The organism is Variovorax sp. GW821-FHT09D05 (assembly GCF_059416325.1).
Genome location: NZ_JBWKOZ010000009.1, coordinates 368,862 through 395,804 on the forward strand (window position 1 = coordinate 368,862; position 26,943 = coordinate 395,804).

Below are 26,943 nucleotides of genomic sequence, written 5' to 3' on the forward strand. Positions count from 1 at the left end.
GCCGAAACGGGCCGATTCGGGCGCGAATTGGGCAAAAGGGCCAACCCGGCCTATAATGGAGGGCTTTGCTGCATCATCCTCAGACACCTAAGGAACATTAAATATGGCATCCGCCAAGCCCAAGAAGAAGAACCCGCGCCTCGCCTCCGGCCGTAAGCGCGTCCGCCAGGACACCAAGCTCAACGCTGCGAACACCTCGCTGCGCTCCAAATACCGTACCGCTGTCAAGAACGTCGAAAAGGCTGTTCTGGCTGGCGACAAGACCAAGGCAAGCGAACTGTTCGCGAAGGCCCAGAGCATCGTCGACACCGTCGCCGACAAGGGCATCTTCCACAAGAACAAGGCAGCCCGCGACAAGAGCCGCCTGTCGGCCAAGGTCAAGGCCCTCGCCCTCGCGCCTGAAAAGGCCGCCGCCTGACACCTGTCAGGCAAGCCCGGACCGGAATTCTCCAGTCCGCCGTTTGATCGGGGTGCGCTGCAGCAAAGTGAAAAACCGCCTTCGGGCGGTTTTTTCATGCCCATTCGATTTGCGCCCCAGGGCGACGGGCAAGAAAAAAGGCCGCTCAGGCCTTCTTGGGGGGGATGGGCGTGTCGGGCACCAGACAGGCCTCGGCCACCTGCAGGTCGTTGTCTCTCGCGAAGTTCACGCAGAAATCCCAGGCCATCGGCTCGGCATCGCGCAGCTCGCGGTTCACGATCACGCACTTCACGCCGTTGATGGTCGTCGGAATGCACCAGGGCGAGTAGCTCAGGTGGCTGCCCGGATAGGCGCCACCGGGGCGAAAAGAGCACATCACGCCGGCCAGACGCTCGGCCCAATCGCTGGGGCGGAATGTCCGGCCATCCTTGGTGATGCCCTGGATGAAGATTTCTTTGGCAGTGGGGGAAATCATCGTTGAATGAGGCGACCGGAGCGGGTGCTGCGGTGCAGCAAGCGATTCTATCCGCGGCACTTTTTGCATCCTGAACATGGGGCATTGCTGTAATGCGGAATCCTCAACGAAGCCGTCAAACGGCACGCCTAGAATCCGCCTTCCCTATCTGGAGAACCCGAATGAGCGCTACCGCCCAGCCCACCTCGCCCCACGTCATGAACACTTACGGTCGCCTGCCGATCGCACTGTCGCACGGTCAGGGTTGCCGAGTCTGGGACACCACGGGCAAGGCCTACATCGACGGCCTCGGCGGCATTGCCGTGAACACGCTGGGTCACAACCACCCCGAGCTGGTGCCCGCCCTGCAGGACCAGCTGACCAAGCTGATCCACAGCTCCAACTACTACCATGTGACCGGCCAGGAACAGCTCGCCACCAAGCTGACCGAGATTTCGGGCCTCACCAACGCGTTTTTCTGCTGCACCGGCCTCGAAGCCAACGAAGCCGCCCTGAAGCTGGCGCGCAAGTTCGGCCATGACAAGGGCATCGAGCGCCCCGAAATCGTCGTCTACGAAGCCGCCTTCCACGGCCGCAGCATCGCCACCCTGTCGGCCACCGGCAATCCCAAGGTGCAGGCCGGCTTCGGCCCGCTGGTCGAGGGCTTCATCCGCGTGCCGCTGAACGACATCGAGGCGCTGAAGAAGGCCACCGAAGGCAACCCCAACGTGGTTGCCGTGTTCTTCGAAACCATCCAGGGCGAAGGCGGCATCCACCCGATGCGCGTCGAATACCTCAAGCAGGTGCGCCAACTCTGCGACGAGCGCGACTGGCTCATGATGATCGACGAAGTGCAGTGCGGCATGGGCCGCACCGGCAAGTGGTTCGCCCACCAATGGGCGGGCATCAAGCCTGATGTGATGCCGCTGGCCAAGGGCCTGGGCTCGGGCGTGCCGATCGGCGCCGTGGTGGCCGGCCCCAAGGCCGCCAACATCTTCGGTCCGGGCAACCACGGCACCACTTTCGGCGGCAACCCGCTCGCCATGCGCGCCGGCATCGAAACCATCCGCATCATGGAAGAGCACAAGCTGCTCGAAAACGCCGCCACCGTCGGCGCCCACCTCAAGGCCGCGCTGGAGCGCGAAATCGGCGGCCTGTCCGGCGTGAAGGAAATCCGCGGCCAGGGCCTGATGCTGGGCATCGAGCTCGACCGTCCCTGCGGCGTGATCCTGAACCGCGCCTGCGACGCCGGCCTGCTGCTGAGCGTGACGGCCGACAAGGTGATCCGCCTCGTGCCACCGCTCATCCTGAGCATTGCCGAGGCCGACGAGATCGTTGCCATCCTCGCGCCCATCGTCAAAAACTTCCTGTCGGAGCCTGCCGCCCAATGACGACCGCCACGACGACCGCACCCGCCGCCATCCGGCACTACCTGCAGTTCTCGGACTTCACGGCCGACGAGTACGCCTACCTCTTCGATCGCATGGCGATCATCAAGAAGAAGTTCAAGACCTACGAAAAGCACCAGCCGCTGGTCGACCGCACGCTGGCCATGATCTTCGAGAAGGCCAGCACGCGCACCCGCGTAAGCTTCGAGGCCGGCATGTACCAGCTCGGCGGCAGCGTGGTCCACCTGACCACCGGCGACAGCCAGCTCGGACGCGCCGAGCCCATCGAGGACAGCGCCAAGGTCATCAGCCGCATGGTCGACATCGTGATGATCCGCACCTACGAGCAGACCAAGATCGACACCTTTGCCGCGCACTCGCGCGTGCCGGTCATCAACGGGCTGACCAACGAGTTCCACCCCTGCCAGATCCTCGCGGACATCTTCACCTACATCGAGCACCGCGGCTCCATCCAGGGCAAGACGGTGGCGTGGGTGGGCGACGGCAACAACATGGCCAACACCTGGCTGCAGGCGGCCGAGATCCTGGGCTTCACGGTGCACGTGAGCACGCCCAGCGGCTACGAGGTGGACCAGTCGATCGCTGGCATCCGCTCGGGCGACAGCTACAAGGTCTTCAAGGACCCGATGGAAGCCTGCCGCGGCGCCGACCTCGTGACCACCGACGTCTGGACCAGCATGGGCTACGAGGCCGAGAACGAGGCGCGCCGCAAGGCCTTTGCCGACTGGTGTGTCGACGAGGACATGATGCGTATCGCCCAGCCCGGCGCCCTGTTCATGCACTGCCTGCCTGCCCATCGCGGCGAAGAAGTGCAGGCCGAAGTCATCGACGGGCCGCAGTCGGTGGTGTGGGACGAGGCAGAGAACCGCCTGCACGCACAAAAGGCGCTGATGGAGTTCCTGCTCCTCGGCAGGCTCTGACTCCCTGAAGCACAAGGCGCAGCCGCATGTCCGATTGCCAGCAATGCGGCGCCTGCTGCGCCAGCTATCGCGTCGACTTCAGCGTGCATGAGCTCGACGACAACGGCGGCAAGGTGCCCTCGGGCCTCGCCGTCGAGGTGAACGACGCCATCTGCCGCATGCGCGGCACCGACCACACGCCCATGCGCTGCGCCGCGCTCACCGGCAAGGTCGGCCAGTCCGTGGGCTGCGGCATCTACGAATGGCGCCCCAATCCGTGCCACGAGCTTCAAGCTGGCAGCGACGCATGCGAGCGGGCGCGGGCACGGCACGGGTTGCCAGCGCTGTCGTCGTTGCACTGATCCGTTCAACTCGTCACGTTCGGTGTTGGAAATAACCGACACCACGACCCCTCGCCCGGCGCTAACTTCGCGCCATGGCTCCATCACATCAGCAACGCATCTGGGACATCTCGCCGCCCGTGTATGAAGGCGCGCCGGTCTTTCCTGGCGACACGCCCTACCAGCAGCGCTGGGCGGCGACCATTTCACCGGACTGCCCGGTGAATGTCAGCGAGATCAAGCTCTCGCCCCACGTCGGCGCGCACGCCGATGCGCCGCTGCACTACGACCCCGAGGGCCAGACCATCGGCAACGTCGACCTCACGCCCTTTCTCGGCCCCTGTCGCGTGATCCACGCGATCGACAAGGGCCCGCTCGTCGAGTGGGATCACATCGCCCACGCCGTCGACAGCACCCTGCCCCCGCGCGTGCTGGTGCGCACCTACACCACCATGCCGGTCGGCCAGTGGGACCCGCAGCTCGCAGCCTACGCCCCCGCCACCGTCGAGCGCCTCGCGGCCATGGGCGTGAAGCTCATCGGCATCGACACCGCCAGCATCGACCCGGCCGACAGCAAGACGCTGGAAAGCCACCAACGCATTCGCCGCCTCGACCTGCGCGTGCTCGAGAACCTCGTGCTCGACGACGTGCCCGAGGGCGACTACGAACTCATCGCGCTGCCGCTCAAGCTGGTCAGCGCCGATGCCTCCCCCGTTCGCGCCGTGCTGCGCGAACTCCCCCGCTGAAACCTCCACCATGACGACACTTGCAGACTGCCGCGCGCTCGACGCGCAAGACCCGCTGCGCGCCTTGCGCGACCAATTCACCATTCCCGAGGGCGTGCTGTACCTCGACGGCAACTCGCTCGGCGTGATGCCCAAGGCCGCGCCCGCGCGCATCGCCGAAGTCGTGACCAAGGAATGGGGCGAAGGCCTGATCCGTTCGTGGAACACCGCGAGCTGGTTCGACCTGCCGCAGCGCCTGGGCGACAAGGTGGCCCGACTGATCGGCGCCGCGCCCGGCGAAGTGGTGTGCACCGACAGCACCTCGGTCAACCTCTACAAGGTGCTGTTCGCTGCCTTGTCCCAGCAGAAGGACAGCGGCCGCAAGCTGGTGATCAGCGAGCGCAGCAACTTCCCGACCGACCTGTACATCGCCGAATCGCTGTGCCGCGAGCGCGGCTTCACGCTCAAGCTGATCGACGCGAGCGAATTGCCCGGAGTATTGACCGACGAAGTGGCCGTGCTGATGCTCACGCACGTCAACTACCGCACCGGCGCCATGCACGACATGAAGGCCATCACCGCCGCCGCGCATGCCGCGGGCGCGCTGACCGTGTGGGACCTCGCGCACAGTGCGGGCGCCGTGCCGGTCGCGCTCAACGACAGCGAGGCCGACTACGCCATCGGCTGCGGCTACAAGTACCTGAACGGCGGCCCCGGCGCGCCGGCGTTCGCGTGGGTGAACACGAAGCATGCGGGCCAGTTCGAGCAGCCGCTGTCCGGCTGGTGGGGCCATGCGGCGCCCTTCGAGTTCACGCCGCACTACCGGCCTGCCCCAGGTGTCGGCCGCTACCTCTGCGGCACGCAGCCGATCATCGCGCTGGCCGGGCTCGAATGCGGGCTCGACACCGTGCTCGCGGCCGAAGCCTTCAACGGCACGAACGGCGCGATGGCCGCGCTGCGCACCAAGTCGCTCGCGCTCACCGACCTGTTCATCGCACTGGTCGAAGAGCGCTGCGCCGGTCAAGGCCTCTCGCTCGTCACCCCGCGCGACCACGCACTGCGCGGCTCGCAGGTCTGCCTGAGCCAAGAAGAAGGCGCCTACGCCATCGTGCAGGCGCTGATCGCACGCGGCGTGATCGGCGACTACCGCGCCGGCGACTCGCAGATGCCCGACATCCTGCGCTTCGGTTTCACGCCGTTGTACCTGAGCTTCGAAGACGTGTGGAACTCGGTCGAGCACCTGGCGCAGGTGCTGGAGACGGGCGAGTGGAAGCGCGAAGAGTTCAACCGCAAGAACGCCGTAACCTGAGACGAAGCCAGCCATGAAATCCCGACTGATCATTCTGTACACCGCCTTGCTGATGCTGGCGGCACCCGCTCTTGCACAGCAACCGGCGTTCACGCTGCCGCAACTGAAGGCCTTCGCCGAACTGACGCCCGACGCCTTTCGCCAGCAGATCAAGAGCCAGGGCTTCTCGTATGCCGACAAGACCGTGACCGACGAGGTCAGCATGATCGAGTACGAGAAGTTCGTCGACGGCCAGACCACGCACCTGATGAAGTCCACCTACGTGGAAAGCCGCCGCAGCGAGGACGGCGTGCAGCTCTCGCTGACCGACAAGGCCGCCTTCGAGCGCCTCGTGAAGGAGGCACGCGACACCGGCTACAAGCCGGGCGAGAAGGGCCGCATTCCCGGCGGCGAGACCTACCAGGAATACAAGCGCAAGAACGAGGTCGTGCGCTTCGTCTATCCGAAGAAGGAGTCCGGCATGGGCCTTCCTTCCTACACCGCCGTGGTCTGGCGATGACCCGCCAGCAAACATCATGAGCACCGACAAGTCCCCCGAGAAAATCGTCCACGAGGAAAAAGCGCAGCTGGACTTCAGCAAGTCCATGAGCTACGGCGACTACCTGCACCTCGACGAGATCCTCAACGCGCAGCACCCGCTTTCGCCCGCGCACGACGAAATGCTGTTCATCGTGCAGCACCAGACCAGCGAGCTCTGGATGAAGCTGATGCTGCACGAGCTGCGCGCCGCCACCGCCCACATCGCCGAAGAGAAGCTGGCCGACGCATTCAAGATGCTCGCGCGCGTGAGCCGCATCATGGAACAGCTGGTGAGCGCATGGACCGTGCTCTCGACCATGACGCCGCCCGAGTACACGGCGATGCGCCCCTACCTCGCGAACTCCAGCGGCTTCCAGAGTGCGCAGTACCGGTGCATCGAATTCGCGCTCGGCAACAAGAACGCCGCCATGCTCAAGCCGCATGCGCACCGCGCCGATCTGCTGGCGCAGGTCGAGGTGGCCTATCGCGCGCCTTCGCTGTACGACGAGTCGCTGCGCCTGCTGGCGCGCCACGGCCTGCCGGTGCCCGCCGACCGGCTGGAACGCGACTGGACACAGCCCTACGAATCGAGCGATGGTGTCGAAGCGGCGTGGCTCACGGTCTACCGCAATCCGCACGATCACTGGGACCTGTACCAGCTCGGCGAAAAGCTCACCGACCTGGAAGACGCGTTCCGCCTCTGGCGCTTTCGCCACGTGACGACGGTCGAGCGCGTGATCGGATTCAAGCGAGGCACCGGCGGCACGGGCGGCGTGAGCTACCTGCGCAAGATGCTCGACGTGGTGCTGTTTCCGGAAATCTGGAAGCTGCGCACCGACCTGTAGCCCGCGAGGCCGCGCGCGAAGTTGGCTCCTACAATCCGCGCGGCACCAGCACTTCAAGACTCGACAAGGCTCTGCGATCCGTCGCCTGGTCTTGTACTGCGGGGGAACCCCGTGGTGGATGGATGGCTACACATTCCGGCGCGTGAGCGGACCTGCGCTACCGCGCAGCCCAGCTAGCGCATCACCGGCTGGTTGAAGGGCTGGTTGCCACCCACCTTCACAGGCCTCGCCATCTTCATTCATGACGCGTGAACTGAGCTACAGCGAATGGATCGCCCAAAGCCTCGCGCGCGCATTGCTTGCCGATGCGAGGCAACCCGGCGGCACCGCGCCCGGTGCGTTACGTGCGCGGGCTGCGGCAACGCTGGGCGCCGACGCGCCCTGGCTGAAGCCGCTGGCGGAAGCGCTCGGCAACCGGTCGCGAGCCACTTGGCGGCGCACCGACCTGCCCACGCTGGCGAAGGCGATCCATGAAATGCCTGAGTTCGATGCGGCCTTCGAGCAGGACGAGGAGCCACGCGTGCGGCGAATCATCCTCCGGCCTGCGGAGATGTTCCCCCGCCCGATGGGGCTGGACCATTTCGCGCTGCCGAACATCCCGACGCTCGCCGACCTCGCGCAGTGGCTGGAGCTCGACGCGGACCGGCTGGCCTGGCTCACATCGCCGGCACAGGCTTTTCGCGCACCCAGCGATCCCGGCGTGCAGCTCTCATCGCACTACCGCTACCAATTGCAGCCCAAGCTCCTCGGCGGCCTGCGCCTGCTCGAGATTCCCAAGGCCGGCCTGAAGCGCGCGCAGCGCCGCATCCTCGACGACCTTCTGCAGCACGTGCCCGTGCATGAAGCGGCGCACGGCTTCGTGCCGGGCCGCTCGGTCGCGAGCCACGCGGCCGCCCACGCCGGCAAGGAGGTCGTGATCGGATTCGACCTGCGCGACTTCTTCCCCGCGGTTCGCGCCTCGCGCGTGCATGCCACGTGGCGCACGCTGGGCTACCCCGAAGGCGTGGCGCGCGCCCTCACCGCACTGTGCACGCACCGCACCGATGCCGCCGTGATCGAGCGCCTGCGCGACGACGGCGGGCTCGACTGGATGGGCGCCAAGCGCCTCGCCGCGCCGCACCTGCCCCAGGGCTCGCCCTGCTCGCCCGCGCTGGCCAACCTCTGCGCATTCCGGCTCGACCTGCGGCTCGAAGGCCTGGCATGGGTCTTCGGCGCCACCTACACGCGCTATGCCGACGACCTGGTGTTCTCCGGGCCGGCCTCGCTGCGCGCGCGGTTCACCGCCTTGCGCGCCTGGGTCGACGGCATCGCGGCCGACGAGGGCTTCGAGCTGCACCCGCGCAAGGTGCGCTGCATGCCTCAACACCGCCAGCAGCGCGTGACCGGCGTGGTCGTCAACGACAAGGCAAACGCGCCGCGCGAAGACTTCGACCGGCTCAAGGCCGTGCTGCATCGCTGCGCGCTCGACGGCCCCGCCGGCCAGAACCACGCAAAGGCGGCTGACTTTCGCGGTCACCTGCTGGGCCACATCGCATGGATCGGCCAGTTCAGCCCGACGCGCAAGGCCCGGCTGATGAGGCTTTTCGACCGCATCGACTGGACGAGTACCACGCAAACGCCCTCATGAAGCTGGGGTGGACCTGATTGTTCCGTCGGCGCAAAGCGCTACAGTTTTGAAAACAACGGAGGCCCCCGCCATGCACGACATCCGGTTCACACCCGACGAGCTCTCCACCCTGCGCGAACATGGCGTCGTGCTGTTCGCCGACCGCGTGATCTTCGACGCGCAGCCGCCAATGCCGCCGCAGCAGATCGACGCCGTGCAGGCCCTGTGCGCAGGCCCCATTCCCGAAGCGCTGCTCACGCTGTGGCAGCAGACGGCGGGCGGTCGGCTCGACTACGACCTGTCGCTCGAAATGAACGGCAACCTCGAAGCCATCAGCTGGAACGAGCTGTTCTGGAACGGCAGCGACGGCTACCACGACCTGCAGGGCTGGATCGAGCACGAACTGGAACTGGTCAAGGAAGCCGCCGAGGACGGTGGCAAGCCATCGAGCGGCAAGCTCACACACCTGCCCTTCGGCGGCTTCGAGTACACCGACCGCGTCTACGCGGTGGTCGAACCCGGTGCCGGGCACGGGCAGATCGTCGCGTGGAAGAAGGGCCTGCCACCGGCCTGGACGCACGCGCTGCATGAAGACAGCGTGAACACCATCGCGCCCGACCTGCGCGGCGCATTCGCGGCGCTGCAGCTCGACGAAGACCCGCTGGCGCCCACGAGCGACTACTTCTCGGGACAGACGCTGCTCGGCTACCTCGACGACCGCCACCAGGACCACGGGCTCGACCTCGACCTGATGGACAAGCTGGTGACCTTCTATTGCCACGCCGTGGTCGACTGGCACACGCCGCTGGCCGAAGGCACGCTGCGCCACCATCCGTCGATCGCGCGCGTGGCCTTGCGCCATGCGATCGCGGCCGACGACGCCGGGCTGGTCGCCGAACTCGCCGCCTCGGGCGTGGGCTTCGACGGGCCGCATCAGGGCAGCGCGCTCGCGACCGACGTCGCGGTGGGGCACGGCGCCTTCGCCGCAGCCGCGGCGCTGGTGCGCGCAGGCGCGCCGGTGGCGGCCGACGCCCTGCGCAACATCGACGGGCAGATCGCTCCCGAACTCACGAGCGCGTTGCTTGCCAACGGCGCGGAGCCCAACGTGACGGCCATCGTCAAGTGCGCGGCGTGCGGAGCGCCCGCGAGCGCGCACCTGATCGCGGATGCCTGCGCGCAGGCGGGCATCGATGTGGCACCCGCATTCGTTGCGGAGCGCGATGCGATGCTGCTCGAACTGGAGACCACGCTCGCGCAGATGCAGGACGGCACGCACGGGCACTACCTCGGGCAAGAGGGGCTCGCGGAACGCATCGAGCACCTGCAGACCTTCCGGCTCTGAAAGGCGCCGGCGCGCCGTTCGCTCAGCCGCCGTACAGCCAGGGCTGGTCGAGCAGCTTTGCACCCAGCAGGCGCATCGCCATGTCGCGGCCCAGGCGCACGGCGCCCGTGGCATGGAAGATCTCGCCGTTGCGGCGCGCACGTGCCTGTACCTGCGCGTTGCGCGCCCAGCGCGCCTCGGCATAGCGCGCGAAGGCAGCGGGCACATCGGCCGCACTGCCGTCGGCTAACGAATCGGCCAGCGCCACCGCGTCTTCGATGGCCATGCCCGCGCCCTGCGCCAGGTACGGCACCATCGGATGCGCGGCATCGCCCACCAGCGCGACACGCTCATGCGCCATCTCGGCTGCGCTGGTCATGGGGGCGCGGTCGCCGAGCGACCACGCGCGCCAGCCGGGCATGGCATCGAGCAACGACTGCAGGCCGGCGCAGCTGCGGCCCATGGCCTGCTTCAGGGCGGCGATGCTGCTGGACTGGTCCCAGTCGCGCGCGTCGCCGGCCGGGGCCGATTCGGCGATCACCACCACGTTGAGCCAGTCGCCGCCGCGCACCGGGTACGCCACGGCATGCAGGCGTGGGCCGAGCCACACATCGACCTGCTTGCGGCGCAATGCGGCAGGCAGGCTCGATTGTTCGATCAGCGCGCGCCAGGCCGTGTGGCCAGTAACGCGCGGTGGCTGCGCGGCAGACGCGCAATCGAGCTGCCGACGCACCATGCTCCAGAGGCCATCGGCTCCGACGATGGCTTCGCCCTCCCAGGCGCGCGCGTCGGTGCTCGACAGGCAGACGAGGTCATCGCTGGTTTCCACCTGCCTGATCTGCGCGCCAGTCACGAGTGAGCCGGTGCCGCGCGCACGCACGGCATCGAGCAGCAGGCCGTGCAGGTCGGCGCGATGCACGCAGAAGTAGGGAGCGCCGTAGCGCTGCTGCATGGCGTCGGCGAGCGGCATGCGGGCGAGTTCGGAGCCGCTTTCTGCGCGGTGCACCACCAGCGCATCGGGCCGCGCCGCGATGGCCGCGAGCCCGGGGCCCAGGTCGAGTTGCTGAAGACGCCGCGTGGCATTGGGCCCGAGCTGCACGCCGGCACCGATTTCGCCGAAGACGGCGGCCTGCTCGAAAACGTCGACCCGGTGCCGGCCCTTGGAAAGCGCCAGCGCAGTGGCCAGCCCCCCGATGCCGCCCCCGGCGACGAGGATGTGCGCGGGCATCGGTCTCAGCGGCCGTGCGTGGACGGGCTGATGGTGGCCTGGTCGGCTTCCGGTTGTTTGAGAGGTGTCTTGGGGGCACAGCTTCCGCAGCTGTCGCACGAGCCACAGCCCGAGGTCTTGGCGAGCGATGCAGCCAGTTCCTTGGCGCGTTCTTCGTCGACCCAGCCCGCGCGATGCGTGCCGGCCGCGAGCTTCTGTGCCGCGCCGCGGCGCCAGCCTGCGGGCATCCAGCGCCAGACCGCGTAGAACGCGGCGGCCGCGACGATCAATCCGACGATCAGTTGCTGTGCCATTTCTTCTTCAAACCTTTCATGACAGGTTTTAACCCGCTCCGAGTGCCACCGCAACGCGGTAGGTGATGAAGCAGGCCATGTAGGCCAGCGCGAACAGGTAGCCAGCCATGATCCAGACGTACTTCCACGAGCCCGTCTCGCGCTTCACCGCAGCCAGCGTCGAGATGCACTGCGGCGCGAACACGTACCAGACCAGCAGCGACAGCGCGGTAGCCAGCGACCAGCTGCCGGCGATGAGCGGCTCCAGCTGGCCCGCCACGTCGTCGCCCGTGGCCGACAGCGCGTACACCGTGCCGAGCGCACCCACGGCCACTTCGCGCGCCGCCATGCCGGGCACCAGCGCGATCGAGATCTGCCAGTTGAAGCCAATGGGCGCGAAGATGTGCTCCAGCCCACGGCCGATCATGCCGGCCAGGCTGTACTGGATGGCCGGACCGGTCGCGCCTTCTGGCGGCGACGGGAAGGTCGACAGGAACCACAGCAGGATCGTCAGCGTCAGGATGATCGTCCCCACGCGCTGGATGAAGATCCAGGCGCGCTCGTACAGGCCCAGCGCCAGGTTGCGCGGGTTCGGCCAGCGGTAGGCCGGCAGCTCCATCAGCAGCGGCGAATGCTGCGTGTTGTCGCGGAAGCGCTTCATCACCCAGGCCACGGCCATCGCCGAGACGATGCCGAACACATACAGCGCGAACAGCACCACGCCCTGCAGGTTGAACACGCCGCCCACGGTGCGCGCCGGAATGAAGGCCGCGATGAGCAGCGCATACACCGGCAGCCGCGCCGAACAGGTCATGAGCGGCGCGATCATGATGGTCGTGATGCGGTCGCGCCAGTTGCTGATGGTGCGCGTGGCCATCACGCCCGGAATGGCGCAGGCAAAGCTCGACAGCAGCGGAATGAACGAGCGGCCCGACAGGCCCACGGTGCCCATCACGCGGTCGAGCAGGAAGGCCGCGCGCGGCAGGTAGCCCGAGTCTTCCAGCGCAAGAATGAACAGGAAAAGAATCAGGATCTGCGGCAGGAAGACGATGACGCCGCCCACGCCTGCGATCACGCCGTCGACCAGCAGGCTCTGCAGCATGCCCTCGGGCATGGCCGTCTTGAGCAGGTTGCCGAGCCCCTCGGTGCCGGCCTTGATGGCGTCCATCGGCACGTTAGCCCAGCTGAACACGGCCTGGAACATCAGGAACATGGTGACGGCCAGCACCAGCATGCCCCACACGGGGTGCAGCACCACGCGGTCGATGCGGTCGCTGGTGGCAAGGCTGCCGACCGGCTCCTTCACCGTGAGACCGAGGATGCGGCGCACCTCGCGCTGCGTGGCCAGCACGTCGTCGAGGCCCGGCGCCTGCCAGGGCTGCGGCGTGGCGGCGGCCACGGGCGTGTCGAGCGCTGCGAGCAGGCCTTGCGCGCCGCCGGTGTGCACGCCGACGGTTTCGATGACGGGCACGCCCAGTTCGCGCGAGAGCACGGCCGTGTCGACCACAATGCCCTGCTTCTTCGCCATGTCGGTCATGTTCAGCGCCACCACCATCGGCAGGCCGAGCCGCTTGGCTTCGATCACCAGCCGCAGGTTCAGGCGCAGGTTGGTGGCGTCGGTAACGCACACCAGCAGGTCGGGCAGGGCTTCCTTGCTCTGGCCAGTGACGATGTCGCGGGTGACGGCCTCGTCGGCGCTCAGCGCATTCAGGCTGTAGGCGCCCGGCAGGTCGAGCACGAACACGCGGCGGCCCGAGGGCGTGCGCAGCGTGCCCTCCTTGCGCTCGACGGTCACGCCGGCGTAGTTGGCCACCTTCTGGCGGCTGCCGGTGAGCAGGTTGAACAGCGCGGTCTTGCCGCAGTTGGGGTTGCCCAGCAGGGCGATGCGGCCCGGCTGCGCGGTGGCGGCGAGGCGGCCGGGGCCCTGGATGACGGCTTCAACCATGGTTTGTGGCTCCCGGCGTGACGTGGATCAGCGCGGCCTCGTGGCGGCGCAGTGCGAAGGTGGTGTGGCCGAGGCGCACCGCCAGCGGCTCGCGGCCCGGAATGCCGCTGGCGACGATGCGCACGGCCTCTCCCGGCACGAAGCCGATTTCGGTCAGGCGCAGGACGAGTTCCCGGTCGTCGGCGTTGTCGGGGCGCGCCACGTCGAGCACGGTGGCCCACTGGTTGTTCGGAAGCTGGTCGAGGCGCAGGGCGACGGCGGTGGTCGGCGCTGCGCCGAAATCGTTGGTTCGCACGGTGAGAGGACGCCCGGGATATCGGGCGCGCCGGTAAGCAAAACCTAGATGCTAGCAATTCTCACTCACAAATACCTGACCAACCCCTCGAAATCAGGCTCTATCGACCCAGAAACACCAAGAAACCGGCTCAAGGCCGGGTCTCAGGTGCCTCCCCCGGTAGAGGGAAGACCACCCTGCGGGTCGATCGAGACGACGCGCGCAGTTACTGACGCACCGTCGATAACGAGTTCGGCGACGGAAATCGGCAGCTTGAACCGCCGCGGGCCCGCACTACCCGGATTGACGTAGAGCACACCAGCGCGCTCTTCGACTTTCGGCTTGTGCGAATGGCCCGAGACGACCACGCGCACCCCGGCTGCGGGCGGGTCGATGTCGAGCTGCGCAAGGTCATGAATGGCATAGAGGTGCACGCCGCCGAACTTCGCGAGTTCGGTTTCCGCAATGGCATCTGCCCAGGGTTCGCGGTCGTTGTTGCCTCGCACGACCGTCAACGGCGCAATGGCCGCGAGCGCTTCGAGGATGCCGGCGCTGCCGATGTCGCCACCGTGCACGATGAAGTCGCTGCCCTTCAGGAAGGCGATGGCCTCGGGCCGCATGAGCCCGTGCGTGTCGGAGATCAGACCGATGCGAAGCATGGGCAGGAGAAGAAAGTTATTCAGGCAAACCCGGGGCGACAGCCGGCAAGAAGCACGGCCCCCAAGGGCATGATCGACGGCATGCCCGAAGACATCATCGCACCGCAGCAGCCTCCCGAGAACACCGAAGAAGCATCCGCTTCGCCTCCGCCCACGCAGGACACCCCGCCGCGCGCGAGCCTGTTGCACTGGCTGGTCGGCGGCCTGCGCGCCTCGCTCCTGCTGGAGCCGCGCGTCGATGCACGACCCGCGCCCTGGCAGTTGCTGCTGCTCGTGCTGCTGCCCGAACTCGTCTGGACTGGCTTGGCGCGCCTCGAAATCGCCGGCCCCGCACGGCTCTACGAAACCGTCGGCCTCAACACGCTCTGGGTGCTCGGCGTGCTCGCGTGGCTGGGCTGGTTCGCGCTGTCCGGGCGGGCCCGCGGCGGCGGACTGGCGCGCTGGTTCGTGCTGGCCACCTGGGCGATGTTCCCGGCCAACCTGGCGCTCGGCATGCTGGCGCTGGGCTACACACGCGGCTGGTTGCCGTCGGCGATCGCCACCTCGCCCGGCTACTGGGTCGTCTTCGGCCTGGGATGCGCGTGGATGGTGCTGGCGCTGGTGCGGTTCACCGCGCGCGAAGCCGGCGCACGTTGGCGGCTTGCGATCTTCGCGCCCGCGTTCGTGGCCCTGCTGACGCTGACCTTCTGGCAATCGCTCAACACACAAGACCGCATGTGGCAGCCCGATGCCACCAGCGCATCCACCCAGCCCGAGCGTCCGCGCATGCAGCTGACGCAGGAACTCTTCGAGGAGCAACAGGCGCTGTGGGAGCGCACGGTCGCGGCCCTGCCCGCCGGCAAGCCGGGGCAAACCAACGTCTACGGGCTGGTGTTTGCGCCCTACGCGTCTGAAGACGTGTTCCTGCGCGAAAGCAACATGGTCACCCAGTTGCTGGAAGAGCGCTTCGACGCCAAGGGCCGCGTGATCCACCTGATGAACCACGCGACCACAGCCGAGACGCTGCCCTGGGCCACCCCGCTCAACCTGCAGCGTGCCATTGCCGCGCTGGCCGAGCGCATGGACCGCGAGAACGACGTGCTGATCGTCTACCTCACCTCGCACGGCGCGCGCGACCACCAGCTGGCCGCCGCGCACTGGCCGCTGGCCGTGCCCTGGCTCACGCCGGAAGAACTGCGCGAAGCGCTCGACGAAGCCGGCATTCGCCACCGGGTGGTGGCGGTGTCGGCCTGCTATTCAGGGGGGTGGATCGAACCGCTGGCCAACGAAAACACGCTGGTGATGACCGCCGCCGACGCCACGCACACCTCGTACGGATGCGGCCGGCTGTCGGAGCTGACCTTCTTCGGCCGCGCGATGTTCAACGAGGAACTGCGCAAGACCCGCTCCTTCGAAACCGCCTTCGCAGCGGCCGTACCGCTGATCAAGCAGCGCGAGATCGAGGCCGGCAAGGAAGACGGCTTCTCGAACCCGCAGATCAGCGTCGGCGAAAAGATCCGCCCGTTGCTCGACCAGCTTGCGCAGCGACTCGACGCCGCCTCGAAGTAGCAGCGCCGACGGGCGTGCTCCCGGGAGTTATTCCAGGAGCTGTCGGAGCACGAACGGCAGGATGCCGCCGTGCTTGTAGTAGTCGACCTCGATAGGCGTGTCGATGCGCAGGCGCACCGTCACCTCCTGGTGCGTGCCGTCGGGGCGGTGCACCACCAGCTTCACGTCCATCTGCGGCTTCAGCTCGCTGCCGATCACCACGTCGATCTGCTCGTCGCCCGTGAGGCCCAGCGTCTGCCATGAATCGGCGCCGCGAAACTGCAGCGGCAGCACGCCCATGCCGACCAGGTTGGCGCGGTGGATGCGCTCGAAGCTGCGCGCCACCACGGCCTTGATGCCCAGCAGCTGCGTGCCCTTGGCGGCCCAGTCGCGCGAGGAGCCGGTGCCGTACTCTTCGCCGCCGAACACCACCGTGGGCACGCCCTGCTCCATGTACTTCATGGCGGCGTCGTAGATGAACATCTTCTGGTTGCCCGGCTGGAACAGCGTGACGCCGCCCTCTTCCTGCGTACCGTTGGCATCCGGCGGAATCATCAGGTTCTTGATGCGCACGTTGGCAAAGGTGCCGCGCATCATCACGTCGTGGTTGCCGCGGCGCGAGCCGTAGCTGTTGAAGTCGGCCTTGGGCACGCCGTGCGCCTTGAGCCAGATGCCCGCGGGCGAACTTTCCTTGATGGAGCCGGCCGGCGAGATGTGGTCGGTGGTGATCGAGTCGCCGAACAGCGCCATGACGCGCGCGCCCTTGAAGCCCGCGTCCGACGCATGCGGCTTCATCTTGAAGCCCTCGAAGAACGGCGGCTCGGCGATGTAGGTCGACTTCGGCCAGTCGTACACCTGGCCATTGGTGCCCTTGATGCTGCTCCAGAACTTGCCCGGGTCGGTCTTGACCTTGTCGTAGTTGGAGCGGAACGACTTGGCATTCATTGCGTAGCGCAGGTTGTCGTCGATTTCCTTCGGCGTGGGCCAGATGTCGCCGAGGTACACGTCCTTGCCTTTCTTGCCCTTGCCAACGGGCTCGGTCATCAGGTCGGTCATTACGTTGCCGGCGATGGCAAAGGCAACCACCAGCGGCGGCGAGGCCAGGAAGTTGGCCTTCAGGTTCGGGTGGATGCGCGCCTCGAAATTGCGGTTGCCCGACAGCACGGCCGCGCCGATCAGGTCGTTCTTGGTGATCGCCTCGTTGATCTCGGGCGTGAGATCGCCGGCGTTGCCGATGCAGGTGGTGCAGCCGTAGCCCGCAAGGTAGAAGCCGAGCTTTTCGAGGTACGGCAGCAGGCCTGCCTTCTCGAGATATTCGGTCACGATGCGCGAGCCGGGAGCCAGCGAGGTCTTGATGTGCGGCTTGACCGTGAGGCCGGCCTCGACGGCCTTCTTGGCCAGCAGGCCGGCGGCCAGCATCACGCTCGGGTTCGAGGTGTTGGTGCACGAGGTGATGGCCGCAATCAGCACGTCGCCGTTGCCGATGGTGACTTCGCCCTTGGGCGCCGAAGGCGCGGTGGCGCTCACGTGCGCTGCGGCGTTGGTCGAGCGGTTGGCCACCATCTCGACCACGTCGAGCGGCGCGCCTGCCGGCGGCGGGGCGGCTTCTTCGTCACCGGCCTTGCCGGCCGCGACCAGCGGATAGCGCAGCTTGAGCCTGTCGGCCGGCTGGTTGAAGCCGTTGGCGTCGTTGGGCTTGCTGTAGAGCTCCGAGAACTTGGTGGAGAGGTGGCCGAGGTCGATGCGGTCCTGCGGGCGCTTCGGGCCGGCCAGGCTGGGCGAGACGGTGCCCAGGTCGAGCTTGACGATCTTCGTGTAGTCGATGTCGCCCGGGTTGGGCATGCCGTAGAGGCCCTGCGCCTTGTAGTAGGCGGCGAAGCGCTCGACCTCTTCCTTGGTGCGGCCGGTGCCTTCGAAATACGCCACGGTCATGTCGTCGACCGGGAAGAAACCCATGGTCGCGCCGTATTCGGGCGCCATGTTGCCGATGGTCGCGCGGTCGGGCACGGCAATGGATGCGGCGCCGGGGCCGAAGAATTCGACGAACTTGCCGACCACCTTTTCAGCCCGCAGGATGGAAGTGACGTACAGCACCAGGTCGGTTGCCGTGACGCCTTCGCGCAGCTTGCCGGTGAGCTCGAAGCCCACCACGTCGGGCGTGAGCATGTAGACCGGCTGGCCCAGCATGGCCGCCTCGGCCTCGATGCCGCCCACGCCCCAGCCGACCACACCGATACCGTTGATCATGGTGGTGTGGCTGTCGGTGCCGACCAGCGAGTCGGGGTAATACGTTGGTTTGTCGCCCTTGTCGCTCGGGCTCTTGTAGACGCCGCGTGCAAAGTATTCGAGGTTGACCTGGTGCACGATGCCGAAGCCCGGCGGCACGACACGGAAGGTGTCGAAGGCCTGCATGCCCCACTTCATGAACTGGTAGCGCTCGTTGTTGCGCTGGAATTCCAGCTTCATGTTCAGGTCGAGCGCCTTGGGCGTGCCGTAGTAGTCGACCATCACCGAGTGGTCGACCACCAGGTCGACGGGCACCAGCGGCTCGATGGTCTTGGGCGACTTGCCCAGCTTGGCGGCCACGCTGCGCATGGCGGCCAGGTCGGCCAGCAGCGGCACGCCGGTGAAGTCCTGCAGCACCACGCGAGTGACGACGAAGGGAATTTCGTCTACGCGCTCGGCGTTGGGCGCCCAGTGGGCCAGCTCTTCGACGTGCTTGGCCGAGACTTTCTGCCCATCGCAATTGCGCAGCACCGATTCGAGCACGATGCGGATGGAGACGGGCAGGCGGTCGATGGTGGGGTATTGCTTGGCCAGTTCCTTCAGGGACCAATATTTGCCGGACTTGCCTGACGGGGTCTTGAAGGTCTTGAGGGTGGACGCAAACGCATGCGCCGGGGCTTTGGCCATGGAGAGACTCCTGTTTGTTCGTGGAAGCCTCTCAAAGATATCAGGGATCAATGTCAGCCGTTGTAGTCGGTCTTCTCCGATCCCGCCTTCTGCCGCCCTGTTCCTCATCGCGAAAAATGCCGGGTAAAGGGGTGTCGCCGGCATTTGGGCGAGATCAGATCACCAACGACCGGCGGGCGTCAGCCCGGTGACCGCGCCTGCGCTGCCGCGGGTGCGGCGCAGGCCAGTCCATTGCAGCTCGGCCAGCACAACCACGCACGCCACCTGCGCCAGCACCCAGGCCATGCCCAGCACAGTGATCGCAAACATGCCGCTCACCAGCAGCGCGATGCACGCCACGGCCCAGCCGAAGTTGCCGGCGACGACCAGGCCGATCAGCGTGCGTGGCGGCGTGCTGCGGTTGGCCATGAAGGCCGCGGCGGCGGCATAGACCAGCAGGAACACGCCCGTACCCATGAGCAGCGGCGCCGGCAGCCCGGTCAACCCGGCCAGTGCGCCGGTGAATGCCACCTGCAGCGCGCCGGTCGCGGCGCAGGAGGCGGCGTCGGCCCACATCACGGCGGGCAGGAAGCGGGGGGATGCGAAGACGGACATGAGGATCTCCTTGGTGGTTGCGCGGCAAGCCAGTCCTGCCGCGTTGGAGCCAATGATTCCGGCCAGCGTGGATCGCGTCGATGACCTGGGAGGTCATGGCGCCGCGCCGCCGCCACGCCAGAATGCGCCTCATGAACACCACCCGCTCCCATCCGACCAAGGCCAGCCAGCCCGGCGCGCGCGACCCGTTCGGCGCCCACCTGCGGCACTGGCGCACCCACCGCCGCCTGAGCCAGCTCGACCTGGCGCAGGAGGCCGAGGTCTCGACCCGCCACCTGAGCTATGTTGAAACCGGCCGCGCCGCGCCCAGCCGCGAGATGGTGCTGCGCCTGGCCGAGCGGCTCGAGGTGCCGCTGCGCGAGCGCAATGCGTTGTTGGTGGCCGCCGGCTTCGCGCCGATGTATCGGCAGCGCTCGCTCGATGATCCGGCAATGGCCGCGGCACGCCGCGCGGTCGATCTGGTGCTGAAAGGCCACGAGCCCTTTCCCGCGCTGGCCGTGGACCGCCACTGGAACCTGGTCGCGCACAACGCGCTGGTGCCGCTGCTGATGGAAGGCGCCTCGCCCGAGCTGCTGAAGCCGCCCATCAACGTGCTGCGCCTGAGCCTGCACCCCGACGGCGTGGCGCCGCGCATTGCCAATCTCGCGCAGTGGCGCACTCACCTGCTCGAACGGCTGCAACAGCAGATTGCCGCCACGGGCGACGCGGTGCTGCAAGCGCTGCACGATGAACTTGCGGCCTATCCCTCGCCCGCCGTGAGCCATGACGCGCCCGTCATCGACACCGCGCTGTCTGCGGTGGCCGTGCCCTTTCAGGTGGTCATGCCGAGCGGCGTGCTGAGCTTCATCAGCACCATCACGATCTTCGGCACGCCGGTCGACGTCACATTGCAGGAACTCGCGGTGGAGTCGTTCTTTCCGGCGGATGAGCAGACGGCTGCGGCGCTGATGGCACTGGCTGCGCAGCAGCAACAGGCGGGCTGAGGTCGGCCCTGCCGTCTGCATCGCGCGGCGGGCCTTCGAAGTCGTCCACCTGGATGACTTTGTCGGCCGCTTTCAGATAAGCGAGCGCCAGTTCGGGGTCGGGTGCCGAGCGGGCCGCCTCTTCGAGCGAGTTCGTGCGGCGCAGCGCCTTGTTGAGCGCAGCCGTGGCATCGCCTAGCTGCGCGCCCAGCTCCATCGCGTACATCAGGTCGCGCAGGCCACCCGCGGCGGGCTCGCTCAGGTCGGGCGCCAGGCGTTCGACGATGCGCGGGTCCTTGCGCAGCAGGTCGGCCAGTTCGAGCAGTTGCACGTCGCGCAGCGGCGCCAGGTGCGCGGTGCGGCGCAGTACCAGCGCACCGATCACGCGCCGGCCCGCCGTCGGCAGGTTGGCATACAGATCGCGCAGAATCTTGCCGGCCTCGTCGATCTGCAGGCGGATCGCAGCCCGTGCGAAGGGCAACAGTTCGGGCGCACCATCGACGCGATAGCGCCAGATGCACGAACTGGCCAGGTACAGGTGCGCGAGCACGTCACCCAGGCGCGCCGACAGCAGCTCCATGCGCTTGAGCTTGCCGCCGAGCATGCCCATCGCGAGATCGGCCGTGAGCGCGTACTTGGCGCTCATGCGCGCGACGAGCCGCGCTTCGTGCATCAACTCATCGGGCGGCGTGCCGAACACCGGCGCGCCGAAGAGGCTGCGCCACAGGTTCACCGCCACGTGCCTGCCGTGTGCCATGAGCGCCTTGCCGAGCGCGGTCTCGTCCTTCGCCTGCACGGCCGCCATTTCGTCGAGCACATGCGGATGGCATCGCACCGCCCCCTGCCCGAACACGATGAGCGCGCGCGTGAGGATGTTCGCGCCCTCCACCGTGATCGCGATCGGCGCCTGCCGGTAGGACACGCCGAGCAGGTTCGACGGGCCGGAGATGATGCCCTTGCCGCCGAGGATGTCCATGCCGTGGTTGACCGCGCGGCGTCCGGCTTCGGTCAGCTGCACCTTGAGGATGGCACTGGCCACGCTGGGCCGCTCGCCCTTGTCGAGCGCAGCCGCCGTGAAGCGGCGCGCCGCGTCGGTCGCATACAGCTCGGCCGACATCTGCGCCACCAGCCCCGCGACCGCGTGGAACTTGCCAACTGGCATGCCGAACTGTTCGCGAATTTGCCCGTAGCCGTTGCTCACGTAGAGCGCGGTCTGCTGCATCGCCGAGCCCAGCGCCGGCAGCGAGATCGCACGGCCCGCGGCCAGGCATTCCATCAGCATGCGCCAGCCCTGCCCGACCTGCTGCTCGCCGCCGATGATCCAGTCCATCGGCACGAACACCTGACGGCCGTGGATCGGGCCGTTCATGAAGGCGCTGTCCATCGGGCGATGGCGGCGGCCGATCTCCATGCCCTCGTGCGGCACTGGAATCAGCGCGCAGGTAATGCCGAGTTCGCGCTCGCCCTCGGGCCTGCTTTCGTCGATGGCGTGGAAGGCCAGCCCGACCACGGTGGCGACCGGCGCGAGCGTGATGTAGCGCTTGTCAAAATCGACCAGGAAGCCGCGCGTCATGCGGCCGTTGAATTCGCGCTCGACCACCACGCCACGGTCGGGAATCGACGCCGCATCCGATCCCGCATACGGCGATGTCAGGCCGAAGCACGGCAGCTCGCGACCGTCGGCAAGGCGCGGCAGGTAGTGCTCTTTCTGCGCATCGGTGCCGTAGCGCAGCAGCAGTTCGGCAGGTCCCAGCGAGTTGGGCACCATCACCGTGACGGCCGTCGCCACATTGACGGTGGCGATGCGCGCCACCACCGTGGCGTGTGCATGGTGACCGAAGCCGAGGCCGCCGAATTCCTCTGGAATGATCATCCCGAAGAAGCGCTTCTCGCGCAGGTAGCGCCACACCTCGGGCGGCAGGTCGTGCGCCTGGTCGATGGCGTGGTCGTCGAGCATGTGGCACAGCTCGCGCACTTCGTTGTGGAGAAAGGCCTGCTCGCGTTCGGTGAGCTGGTTGGGGCCCATGGCCGCCAGTGCATCGAAGTCCGGGCGGCCTGCGAAGAGCTGGCCTTCGAAGCCGACGGTGCCCGCCTCGAGCGCCGCGCGCTCGGTGTCGCCCAGCGGCGGGAGCGCCTTCGAGAATGGCTGCATGGCCCATCGGCCGATCAGTGTCGCCAGAGGCATGGTGCGTCTCCTTCCGCGACGAATGCGCGCGGATTGGCACCATTCTTGAGGCTTGTGGCTGGCCCCAAGGGCCGGTCAAGGGCTCCCCGGCCTGTCGGAGACGGACGCGCCTACCGCTTCTTCGGAGGCTGGGCCGCAGCAGCGGCGGCTGGATCCCGCCAGCCATATTCGACATAGCGCCGGATGACCAGGCAGCCCGGCGGCGAATCGATCAGCGAGACCGACGAGGTCGGCTCCTTCTCGTCGGTGTAGACCGCGTAGTTGGGCAGCAGCCGCGTCATCTTGTAGCTCGCCAGCTCCTGCTGGCCGACGCTCGCGCAGGTGAAGGGCGCGACCGAGATGCGCTCGGCCGACACGGTGCAGGCGCCACTGTCGTCGGGAATGGCGGTGATCGAAGCAGCTACGCCAGCGTTCGGAAACTCCATGCCGATCAGCGAGAACATCGGCCCGGCGTCGGGGCGCTTTCGGTCCCAGTCGAGCAGCACGTCGTGGCTGCGAGCCCCCTGCACGGTGAGCGTGGAAAGCCGCGTGATGGCCGGCAGGCAGCGCTTGATGCCCACGCTGGTGGCGGCGCGCGTGAGCGTGTCCTGCGGGGCCGCGGGCGGGGCCTGGGGCACCAGCACGCCTTGGGCAAGCGCCGCGGTGCCGGCGGCCCATGCAAGGGCGGCAATCAGCAGGCGGGAGATTCGTTGGGTCGGCTTCATCCCGGTCCTCATGCGTAAAGGTTTTCGATGGCGGCGGTGTAGGCGCGCACGTTGTCTTCGCCCTCGGGGTCGAGCGTGGCGATGAAGCGGCGCGCGCGCTCGCGGTAGGCCGGCAGGTTGGCGTCGTGCTCGGCGAAGGCGCGCTGCAGGGCGCGGCCGCCCTCCTCGCAGTCGAAGCCGTGGTAGCGGTAGCCGCAGTCGCCGATGAGGTGCGAGTTGTGGACGAGCGGGTAGCCGCCGTACAGCGCCTCGTAGTAGAGGTAGTTCTGCGCGTTCTCCCAGTGGTGCGCGAACACGGCGTCGATCTTGCCGGGCATCACCTGGTACATCGGAAAGCGCCCCTCGAAGGTGGCCAGGCCGTGCTGCACGAGGTCCAGGCTCTGCGCGAAGCCGATGAACAGCGGCTTGTCCTTCAGGTGAAAGCTGTTGTAGACCCACATCTTCTCGATCAGCCGCGGCTGCGCGCGATGCGCCGCCTCGCAGCCGAGCATCGGGATGAAGCTGGTCTTCACCATGCAGATGTTGGGCTCGAAGATGGCCACGCGCCACTGCTTGCGGCCGGGCTCGTAGACAAAGGGCGGGCTGTCCGCCGACGCGCGGGCCATGGCGCGCTCCAGCACCATCGGGCTCCAGAGATGCGGCATGAGCCGCACCGGCGCGCGGAAGGTGCTCTCGAAGTAGGGCTTGCACGAAACCTCGTACTCGGGAATCGTCCAGACCTCGTCGTAGGGCGCGCCTGAGATCAGCAGGCCGTGCGGCTTGTCGAAAATCATGCGCTCGATGTCGATCACGTAGTCGTTGCCCACGCGCATCGAGACGATCTTGCCACCGCGCTCACGGAACGCCACTGACCACGGCATGGCCAGCTGGGCGCTCATCTCGATCATGAGGTCGAGCTCCTGCGCTGCCGTGGCCATGTCGATGATGGGCACCGGCGAATCGGCGAGGAAGTTGGTGGCATCCGCCGGGCCGCCGTCGCCGCCGCCGGCCACCAGCACGGCGCTTTCCACGCGCGGCGAACGCAGCAGCAGCATCACGAGGAACAGGCAGTTCTGGTAGACGCCGTTTTCCCACAGGCTCTGCTCACCCTTGCGGATGAAGATGGAAACGCCGACCTTCAGCTTCGCCGGCATGGCGGTCTTTTGTTGTTGTGCCTCGCTCATGCGGCAGCCTTCACGCCGTCGGCACGGAATGCGGCATTGCCACCCACCAGGTTCAGCAGGCGCTGCGCATAGCCGTCGACGTTCGCGGGGTTGAGCGGATCGACCGCGTCGAAGACGCGTTGCGAGCGGGCGCGGTAATCGTCCAGCTGCCGGTCGTGATTGCGCACGGCCTGCTGCAGTTGCGCGGCGCCGGCGGCGATGTCGAAGTCTGGGTAGTAGTAGCCCGCATCGCGCAGCCAGGGCGAGTTGTGCACCAGCGGGTAGTTGCCGTAGAGCGCATCGAGGTAGCTGTAGTTCTGGTCGTTCTGCCACTGGTGCGAAACCACTGCGTCGGCAAACTGCACCATGAAGCCCGCGAAGTCGTGCCGGCCATGAAAGACCGCCTTGTGCTGGCGCACGATGTCGAGCGAGTTCGCCAGGTACAGCATGGTCGGGTGGTCCTTGATGTGCAGGGTGTTGAGCACCTGCATCGAGGTCACGGCCGCCGGGTCTGCGCGATAGGCCCCGTCGCAGATCAGCATGGGCACGCTGCTGGACTTCACCACCGAGATGTTGGGCTCGAAGATCGCCACCCGAAAGCCCGGCTGCTCCACAGTGCGGGGCGTGTAGCCGAAACGATGCCCCGCGGCCTCGACCTCCGCGACGCGCTGGGCCAGGAACTGCGGCGACCAGAGGTACGGCACCTCGAACACCGGGCAGCGATGCATGGTGCGCATCATGGGAGCGAATGCCTCGTCCTTGGGCAGCAGCCACACCTCGTCGCAGCGCTCGGGCTTGCTGAAGTGGCCCTTGTCGGTGAACACGATCGGCTCGGCCAGCGCCGCGAAAGGCTGGCCCACGCAATGGAACACCACGCGGCCGCCGCACGCGCGAAAGTAGGAGAGCCATTGCACGTCGAGCGCGCCGGCCATCTCGATGACCACGTCCAGCGCATTGGTCAGCTCGCGCGCCCGCCCGAAGGCCAGGCCCATGGCAGCCAGGTCGACCTGAGGCGGCATGCTCGGCTGGTCGCCGGCGTCGATCAGGGTGACGGATTCGACGAACCCGATGCGTTGCAGCAGCCGGGCGAGGAACAGGACGTTCTGCCCCATCCCGTTCTCCCAGATGTTCTGCCCCGCGTGGGTGAGGACTGAAATACCAATGCGCATGGGGGCGAAGTGTGTACCAAAAGAAAAGGCTCCCGCACCATCACAGCGCGGGAGCCGGCCGGTCGCTGGCCGATTCAGTGGCTTATTTCCACTTCCAGCCGATGCCGGCGTTGACGCCCCACTCCTTGCCCGTGGTCGTCAGGCCCGCGCCCCAGGACATCTTGCCGTCGTCGGACAGCGCCTTGAAGGTCAGCGCCACGGCGCTGTAGCCCTTGTAGCTGCCGAGGCCCACGCCCACCGTCTTCTCGCCGGGGTACAGCGTCGGCAGGTAGGTGCCCGACATCGCGAAGGCCATGGCCGTGCCCGAGTAGGCAATGCGGGCCACGTCACCGACTTGGCTCTGCATCTGGTTCAGCTGGCTCATGTTGACCGCGTCCCCCGGCAGGATGCCCGGCGCCACGTTGCTGATGCGCGTGCCGCCAGTTGCCTGGCCGTTGCCCAGCGTGATCTGGTTGTAGTTGACCGAGCCGTCCGGGTTGGTCGCGTACTGCACGCTGCCGGCCTTCGCGGCGGCTGCCGATGCCTTGAGCTGCGCCACGTTGGTCGCGTCGCTGTCGGCCGTGCCTGCTGCCACGCCCGTGATCTGGCGGTACTGCCCGTTGGCCGCATCGCCCACCGACACCGCAGCCTGCGTGCTGGTGGTCGCATTGACGGCTGCCTGCTGCTGTGCCGACGCACCACCCGGCACGTAACCGGCCACGCCCGCCGCGGTGGAAGCCACCGAGCCCGAGCCCAGTGCGACGCCGCCGCTTTGCGTCACGATCGCGCCGAAACCGATGGCCGTGCCCTGCGAGATGTTCTGTGCCTTGCTCAGCTGCGTGCCGCCGGCATCCGCGTTGTCGCCCAGCGCCACGCCGCCGCCGCCCGCGCGGGAGTTCACGCCGATCGCCTGCGAGCCCGTGGCCAGCGCCCCTGTGCCGATGGCGATCGCGTTCGCACCCGTGGCCTGGGCGCCGAAGCCCACCGCCACCGCGCCGTCGGCCGTCGCCTTCGCACCGTTGCCGGCCGCAAAGGAGTTGGCGCCGCTGGCCACCGACTGCGGGCCGATCGCCACTGCTTCCTGGCCGCTGGCGTCTGCGTCTGCCGCCGTCGAGTTGGCGTGGAAGTACTTGGTGCCGGTGTTGTAGATGTTGTTGACCGACGTGCTCAAGCTGTTGACGTTGACATTGGTCGTGCTCAGGCCGGTCGACAGGCTGCCGACGCCGGTCGAGAGACTTGCGATGTTGCTGGTCGCAGTGCTCAGGCCCGACGAGGTCGAGGTCGACAGGCTTGCGAGGTTGCTGTCGGTGGTGCTCAAGCCGGTCGACAGGCTGCCGATGCTGCTGGTCGCGGTGCTCAAGCCTGTTGAAGTCGACGTGGACAGGCTGTCGATGCTGCTCGTGGCGGTGCTCAGCCCCGTGGAGGTCGAGGTCGAGAGGCTGGCAACGCTGCTGTTTGTCGTGCTCAGGCCGGTCGAGGTCGAAGTCGACAGGCTGGCAATGGCGCTCGTCGAACCGCTCAGGCTCGTCGACAGACTCGCCACA

The 26,943-nt window shown here is 67.4% G+C and carries 25 protein-coding genes; 12 read left to right on the plus strand and 13 right to left on the minus strand.

The annotated features are described in order from the left end of the window. The first annotated feature begins 103 nt into the window (after window positions 1-103). Window positions 104-418: a 30S ribosomal protein S20 gene (gene rpsT, locus AC07O3_RS25365; RefSeq protein ID WP_007831346.1), complete on the plus strand. Its 315-nt coding sequence runs from the start codon at window positions 104-106 to the stop codon at window positions 416-418. Between the two features lie 145 nt (window positions 419-563). Here rpsT and AC07O3_RS25370 read toward each other — a convergent pair whose 3' ends face one another. Then, window positions 564-893, minus strand: coding sequence for a DUF3579 domain-containing protein (locus tag AC07O3_RS25370; RefSeq protein ID WP_093049621.1), 330 nt, complete (start codon window positions 891-893; stop codon window positions 564-566). Window positions 894-1,054: 161 nt separating this feature from the next. Between AC07O3_RS25370 and AC07O3_RS25375 the strand changes: the two genes are divergently transcribed. The 9 genes from AC07O3_RS25375 to AC07O3_RS25415 all read left to right on the plus strand — a co-directional run bounded on the left by AC07O3_RS25375 (window position 1,055) and on the right by AC07O3_RS25415 (window position 9,867). Next, a complete protein-coding gene (locus AC07O3_RS25375) occupies window positions 1,055-2,263 on the plus strand; it encodes an aspartate aminotransferase family protein (protein WP_495340609.1) in 1,209 nt (402 codons plus the stop codon). Beyond that, on the plus strand, window positions 2,260-3,201 hold the full coding sequence (gene argF / locus AC07O3_RS25380) for an ornithine carbamoyltransferase (protein ID WP_093049615.1): 942 nt from the start codon (window positions 2,260-2,262) through the stop codon (window positions 3,199-3,201). The genes AC07O3_RS25375 and argF overlap by 4 nt, the downstream gene beginning before the upstream one ends. A 26-nt stretch (window positions 3,202-3,227) precedes the next feature. Beyond that, entirely contained in the window at window positions 3,228-3,542 is a 315-nt protein-coding gene (locus AC07O3_RS25385; protein WP_495340610.1) for a YkgJ family cysteine cluster protein, read from the plus strand. A gap of 74 nt (window positions 3,543-3,616) precedes the next feature. Next, on the plus strand, window positions 3,617-4,267 hold the full coding sequence (gene kynB, locus AC07O3_RS25390; RefSeq protein ID WP_495340611.1) for an arylformamidase: 651 nt from the start codon (window positions 3,617-3,619) through the stop codon (window positions 4,265-4,267). Window positions 4,268-4,277: 10 nt separating this feature from the next. Next, window positions 4,278-5,555 (plus strand): kynureninase, encoded by a 1,278-nt coding sequence (kynU, locus tag AC07O3_RS25395; protein WP_495340612.1) that lies wholly within the window; start codon window positions 4,278-4,280, stop codon window positions 5,553-5,555. Window positions 5,556-5,568: 13 nt separating this feature from the next. Further along, window positions 5,569-6,054 (plus strand): hypothetical protein, encoded by a 486-nt coding sequence (locus AC07O3_RS25400; protein WP_093049603.1) that lies wholly within the window; start codon window positions 5,569-5,571, stop codon window positions 6,052-6,054. A gap of 16 nt (window positions 6,055-6,070) precedes the next feature. Next, the gene (gene kynA, locus AC07O3_RS25405; protein WP_495340613.1) at window positions 6,071-6,919 is read left to right on the plus strand and encodes a tryptophan 2,3-dioxygenase; all 849 of its coding nucleotides are present in this window, start codon (window positions 6,071-6,073) and stop codon (window positions 6,917-6,919) included. Window positions 6,920-7,160: 241 nt separating this feature from the next. Beyond that, window positions 7,161-8,546, plus strand: coding sequence for a reverse transcriptase family protein (locus AC07O3_RS25410; RefSeq protein ID WP_495340614.1), 1,386 nt, complete (start codon window positions 7,161-7,163; stop codon window positions 8,544-8,546). A 70-nt stretch (window positions 8,547-8,616) separates the two neighbouring features. Beyond that, complete coding sequence (locus AC07O3_RS25415) at window positions 8,617-9,867, plus strand: SMI1/KNR4 family protein (protein ID WP_495340615.1); 1,251 nt, start codon at window positions 8,617-8,619, stop codon at window positions 9,865-9,867. A 22-nt stretch (window positions 9,868-9,889) separates the two neighbouring features. On the opposite strand, the gene AC07O3_RS25420 is transcribed toward AC07O3_RS25415, so the two are convergent. From AC07O3_RS25420 to AC07O3_RS25440, 5 genes are all read right to left on the minus strand, one after another. Next, complete coding sequence (locus AC07O3_RS25420) at window positions 9,890-11,074, minus strand: FAD-dependent monooxygenase (RefSeq protein WP_495340616.1); 1,185 nt, start codon at window positions 11,072-11,074, stop codon at window positions 9,890-9,892. Between the two features lie 5 nt (window positions 11,075-11,079). After that, a complete protein-coding gene (locus tag AC07O3_RS25425) occupies window positions 11,080-11,367 on the minus strand; it encodes a DUF6587 family protein (protein WP_495340617.1) in 288 nt (95 codons plus the stop codon). 28 nt (window positions 11,368-11,395) lie between these two features. Then, window positions 11,396-13,291, minus strand: coding sequence for a ferrous iron transporter B (gene feoB, locus AC07O3_RS25430; protein WP_093049588.1), 1,896 nt, complete (start codon window positions 13,289-13,291; stop codon window positions 11,396-11,398). Beyond that, a complete protein-coding gene (locus tag AC07O3_RS25435) occupies window positions 13,284-13,586 on the minus strand; it encodes a FeoA family protein (protein ID WP_093075538.1) in 303 nt (100 codons plus the stop codon). The genes feoB and AC07O3_RS25435 overlap by 8 nt, the downstream gene beginning before the upstream one ends. Before the next feature lie 143 nt (window positions 13,587-13,729). Beyond that, window positions 13,730-14,224, minus strand: coding sequence for a metallophosphoesterase family protein (locus AC07O3_RS25440; RefSeq protein WP_495340618.1), 495 nt, complete (start codon window positions 14,222-14,224; stop codon window positions 13,730-13,732). A gap of 81 nt (window positions 14,225-14,305) precedes the next feature. Here AC07O3_RS25440 and AC07O3_RS25445 point away from each other — a divergent pair, with 81 nt between their 5' ends. Beyond that, window positions 14,306-15,772 (plus strand): C13 family peptidase, encoded by a 1,467-nt coding sequence (locus AC07O3_RS25445; RefSeq protein WP_495340619.1) that lies wholly within the window; start codon window positions 14,306-14,308, stop codon window positions 15,770-15,772. A 27-nt stretch (window positions 15,773-15,799) separates the two neighbouring features. On the opposite strand, the gene AC07O3_RS25450 is transcribed toward AC07O3_RS25445, so the two are convergent. Both AC07O3_RS25450 and AC07O3_RS25455 read right to left on the minus strand, forming a co-directional pair. After that, window positions 15,800-18,664 (minus strand): aconitate hydratase, encoded by a 2,865-nt coding sequence (locus AC07O3_RS25450; protein WP_495340620.1) that lies wholly within the window; start codon window positions 18,662-18,664, stop codon window positions 15,800-15,802. A gap of 159 nt (window positions 18,665-18,823) precedes the next feature. After that, a complete protein-coding gene (locus AC07O3_RS25455; RefSeq protein ID WP_495340621.1) occupies window positions 18,824-19,258 on the minus strand; it encodes a hypothetical protein in 435 nt (144 codons plus the stop codon). Window positions 19,259-19,389: 131 nt separating this feature from the next. Here AC07O3_RS25455 and AC07O3_RS25460 point away from each other — a divergent pair, with 131 nt between their 5' ends. After that, window positions 19,390-20,241: a helix-turn-helix domain-containing protein gene (locus AC07O3_RS25460; RefSeq protein WP_093050390.1), complete on the plus strand. Its 852-nt coding sequence runs from the start codon at window positions 19,390-19,392 to the stop codon at window positions 20,239-20,241. Here AC07O3_RS25460 and AC07O3_RS25465 read toward each other — a convergent pair. The 5 genes from AC07O3_RS25465 to AC07O3_RS25485 all read right to left on the minus strand — a co-directional run. Further along, window positions 20,141-22,405 carry an acyl-CoA dehydrogenase gene (locus AC07O3_RS25465; RefSeq protein ID WP_495340622.1) on the minus strand — a complete coding sequence of 755 codons (2,265 nt, stop codon included), beginning with the start codon at window positions 22,403-22,405 and terminating at the stop codon, window positions 20,141-20,143. The genes AC07O3_RS25460 and AC07O3_RS25465 overlap by 101 nt on opposite strands. 110 nt (window positions 22,406-22,515) lie before the next feature. Next, on the minus strand, window positions 22,516-23,109 hold the full coding sequence (locus tag AC07O3_RS25470) for a hypothetical protein (RefSeq protein ID WP_495340623.1): 594 nt from the start codon (window positions 23,107-23,109) through the stop codon (window positions 22,516-22,518). A gap of 8 nt (window positions 23,110-23,117) precedes the next feature. Then, window positions 23,118-24,272, minus strand: a complete 1,155-nt coding sequence (locus AC07O3_RS25475) for a DUF2827 domain-containing protein (RefSeq protein WP_495340624.1) — start codon at window positions 24,270-24,272, stop codon at window positions 23,118-23,120. Beyond that, window positions 24,269-25,420: a DUF2827 domain-containing protein gene (locus tag AC07O3_RS25480; RefSeq protein WP_495340625.1), complete on the minus strand. Its 1,152-nt coding sequence runs from the start codon at window positions 25,418-25,420 to the stop codon at window positions 24,269-24,271. The genes AC07O3_RS25475 and AC07O3_RS25480 overlap by 4 nt, the downstream gene beginning before the upstream one ends. Window positions 25,421-25,502: 82 nt before the next feature. After that, the coding region (locus AC07O3_RS25485) for a YadA-like family protein (RefSeq protein WP_495340626.1) at window positions 25,503-26,943 on the minus strand (1,441 nt) is incomplete at its 5' end.

Coding starts and splice junctions, on each gene's coding strand:
- kynU (WP_495340612.1), top strand. CDS start 4,278: ATGACGACACTTGCAGACTGCCGCGCGCTCGACGCGCAAGACCCGCTG.
- AC07O3_RS25425 (WP_495340617.1), bottom strand. CDS start 11,367: ATGGCACAGCAACTGATCGTCGGATTGATCGTCGCGGCCGCCGCGTTC.
- AC07O3_RS25475 (WP_495340624.1), bottom strand. CDS start 24,272: ATGAGCGAGGCACAACAACAAAAGACCGCCATGCCGGCGAAGCTGAAG.
- AC07O3_RS25385 (WP_495340610.1), top strand. CDS start 3,228: ATGTCCGATTGCCAGCAATGCGGCGCCTGCTGCGCCAGCTATCGCGTC.
- AC07O3_RS25410 (WP_495340614.1), top strand. CDS start 7,161: ATGACGCGTGAACTGAGCTACAGCGAATGGATCGCCCAAAGCCTCGCG.
- AC07O3_RS25465 (WP_495340622.1), bottom strand. CDS start 22,405: ATGCCTCTGGCGACACTGATCGGCCGATGGGCCATGCAGCCATTCTCG.
- AC07O3_RS25480 (WP_495340625.1), bottom strand. CDS start 25,420: ATGCGCATTGGTATTTCAGTCCTCACCCACGCGGGGCAGAACATCTGG.
- AC07O3_RS25420 (WP_495340616.1), bottom strand. CDS start 11,074: ATGCCCGCGCACATCCTCGTCGCCGGGGGCGGCATCGGGGGGCTGGCC.
- feoB (WP_093049588.1), bottom strand. CDS start 13,291: ATGGTTGAAGCCGTCATCCAGGGCCCCGGCCGCCTCGCCGCCACCGCG.
- argF (WP_093049615.1), top strand. CDS start 2,260: ATGACGACCGCCACGACGACCGCACCCGCCGCCATCCGGCACTACCTG.
- AC07O3_RS25440 (WP_495340618.1), bottom strand. CDS start 14,224: ATGCTTCGCATCGGTCTGATCTCCGACACGCACGGGCTCATGCGGCCC.
- AC07O3_RS25415 (WP_495340615.1), top strand. CDS start 8,617: ATGCACGACATCCGGTTCACACCCGACGAGCTCTCCACCCTGCGCGAA.
- AC07O3_RS25370 (WP_093049621.1), bottom strand. CDS start 893: ATGATTTCCCCCACTGCCAAAGAAATCTTCATCCAGGGCATCACCAAG.
- AC07O3_RS25460 (WP_093050390.1), top strand. CDS start 19,390: ATGAACACCACCCGCTCCCATCCGACCAAGGCCAGCCAGCCCGGCGCG.
- kynA (WP_495340613.1), top strand. CDS start 6,071: ATGAGCACCGACAAGTCCCCCGAGAAAATCGTCCACGAGGAAAAAGCG.
- rpsT (WP_007831346.1), top strand. CDS start 104: ATGGCATCCGCCAAGCCCAAGAAGAAGAACCCGCGCCTCGCCTCCGGC.
- AC07O3_RS25455 (WP_495340621.1), bottom strand. CDS start 19,258: ATGTCCGTCTTCGCATCCCCCCGCTTCCTGCCCGCCGTGATGTGGGCC.
- kynB (WP_495340611.1), top strand. CDS start 3,617: ATGGCTCCATCACATCAGCAACGCATCTGGGACATCTCGCCGCCCGTG.
- AC07O3_RS25400 (WP_093049603.1), top strand. CDS start 5,569: ATGAAATCCCGACTGATCATTCTGTACACCGCCTTGCTGATGCTGGCG.
- AC07O3_RS25375 (WP_495340609.1), top strand. CDS start 1,055: ATGAGCGCTACCGCCCAGCCCACCTCGCCCCACGTCATGAACACTTAC.
- AC07O3_RS25445 (WP_495340619.1), top strand. CDS start 14,306: ATGCCCGAAGACATCATCGCACCGCAGCAGCCTCCCGAGAACACCGAA.
- AC07O3_RS25470 (WP_495340623.1), bottom strand. CDS start 23,109: ATGAAGCCGACCCAACGAATCTCCCGCCTGCTGATTGCCGCCCTTGCA.
- AC07O3_RS25450 (WP_495340620.1), bottom strand. CDS start 18,664: ATGGCCAAAGCCCCGGCGCATGCGTTTGCGTCCACCCTCAAGACCTTC.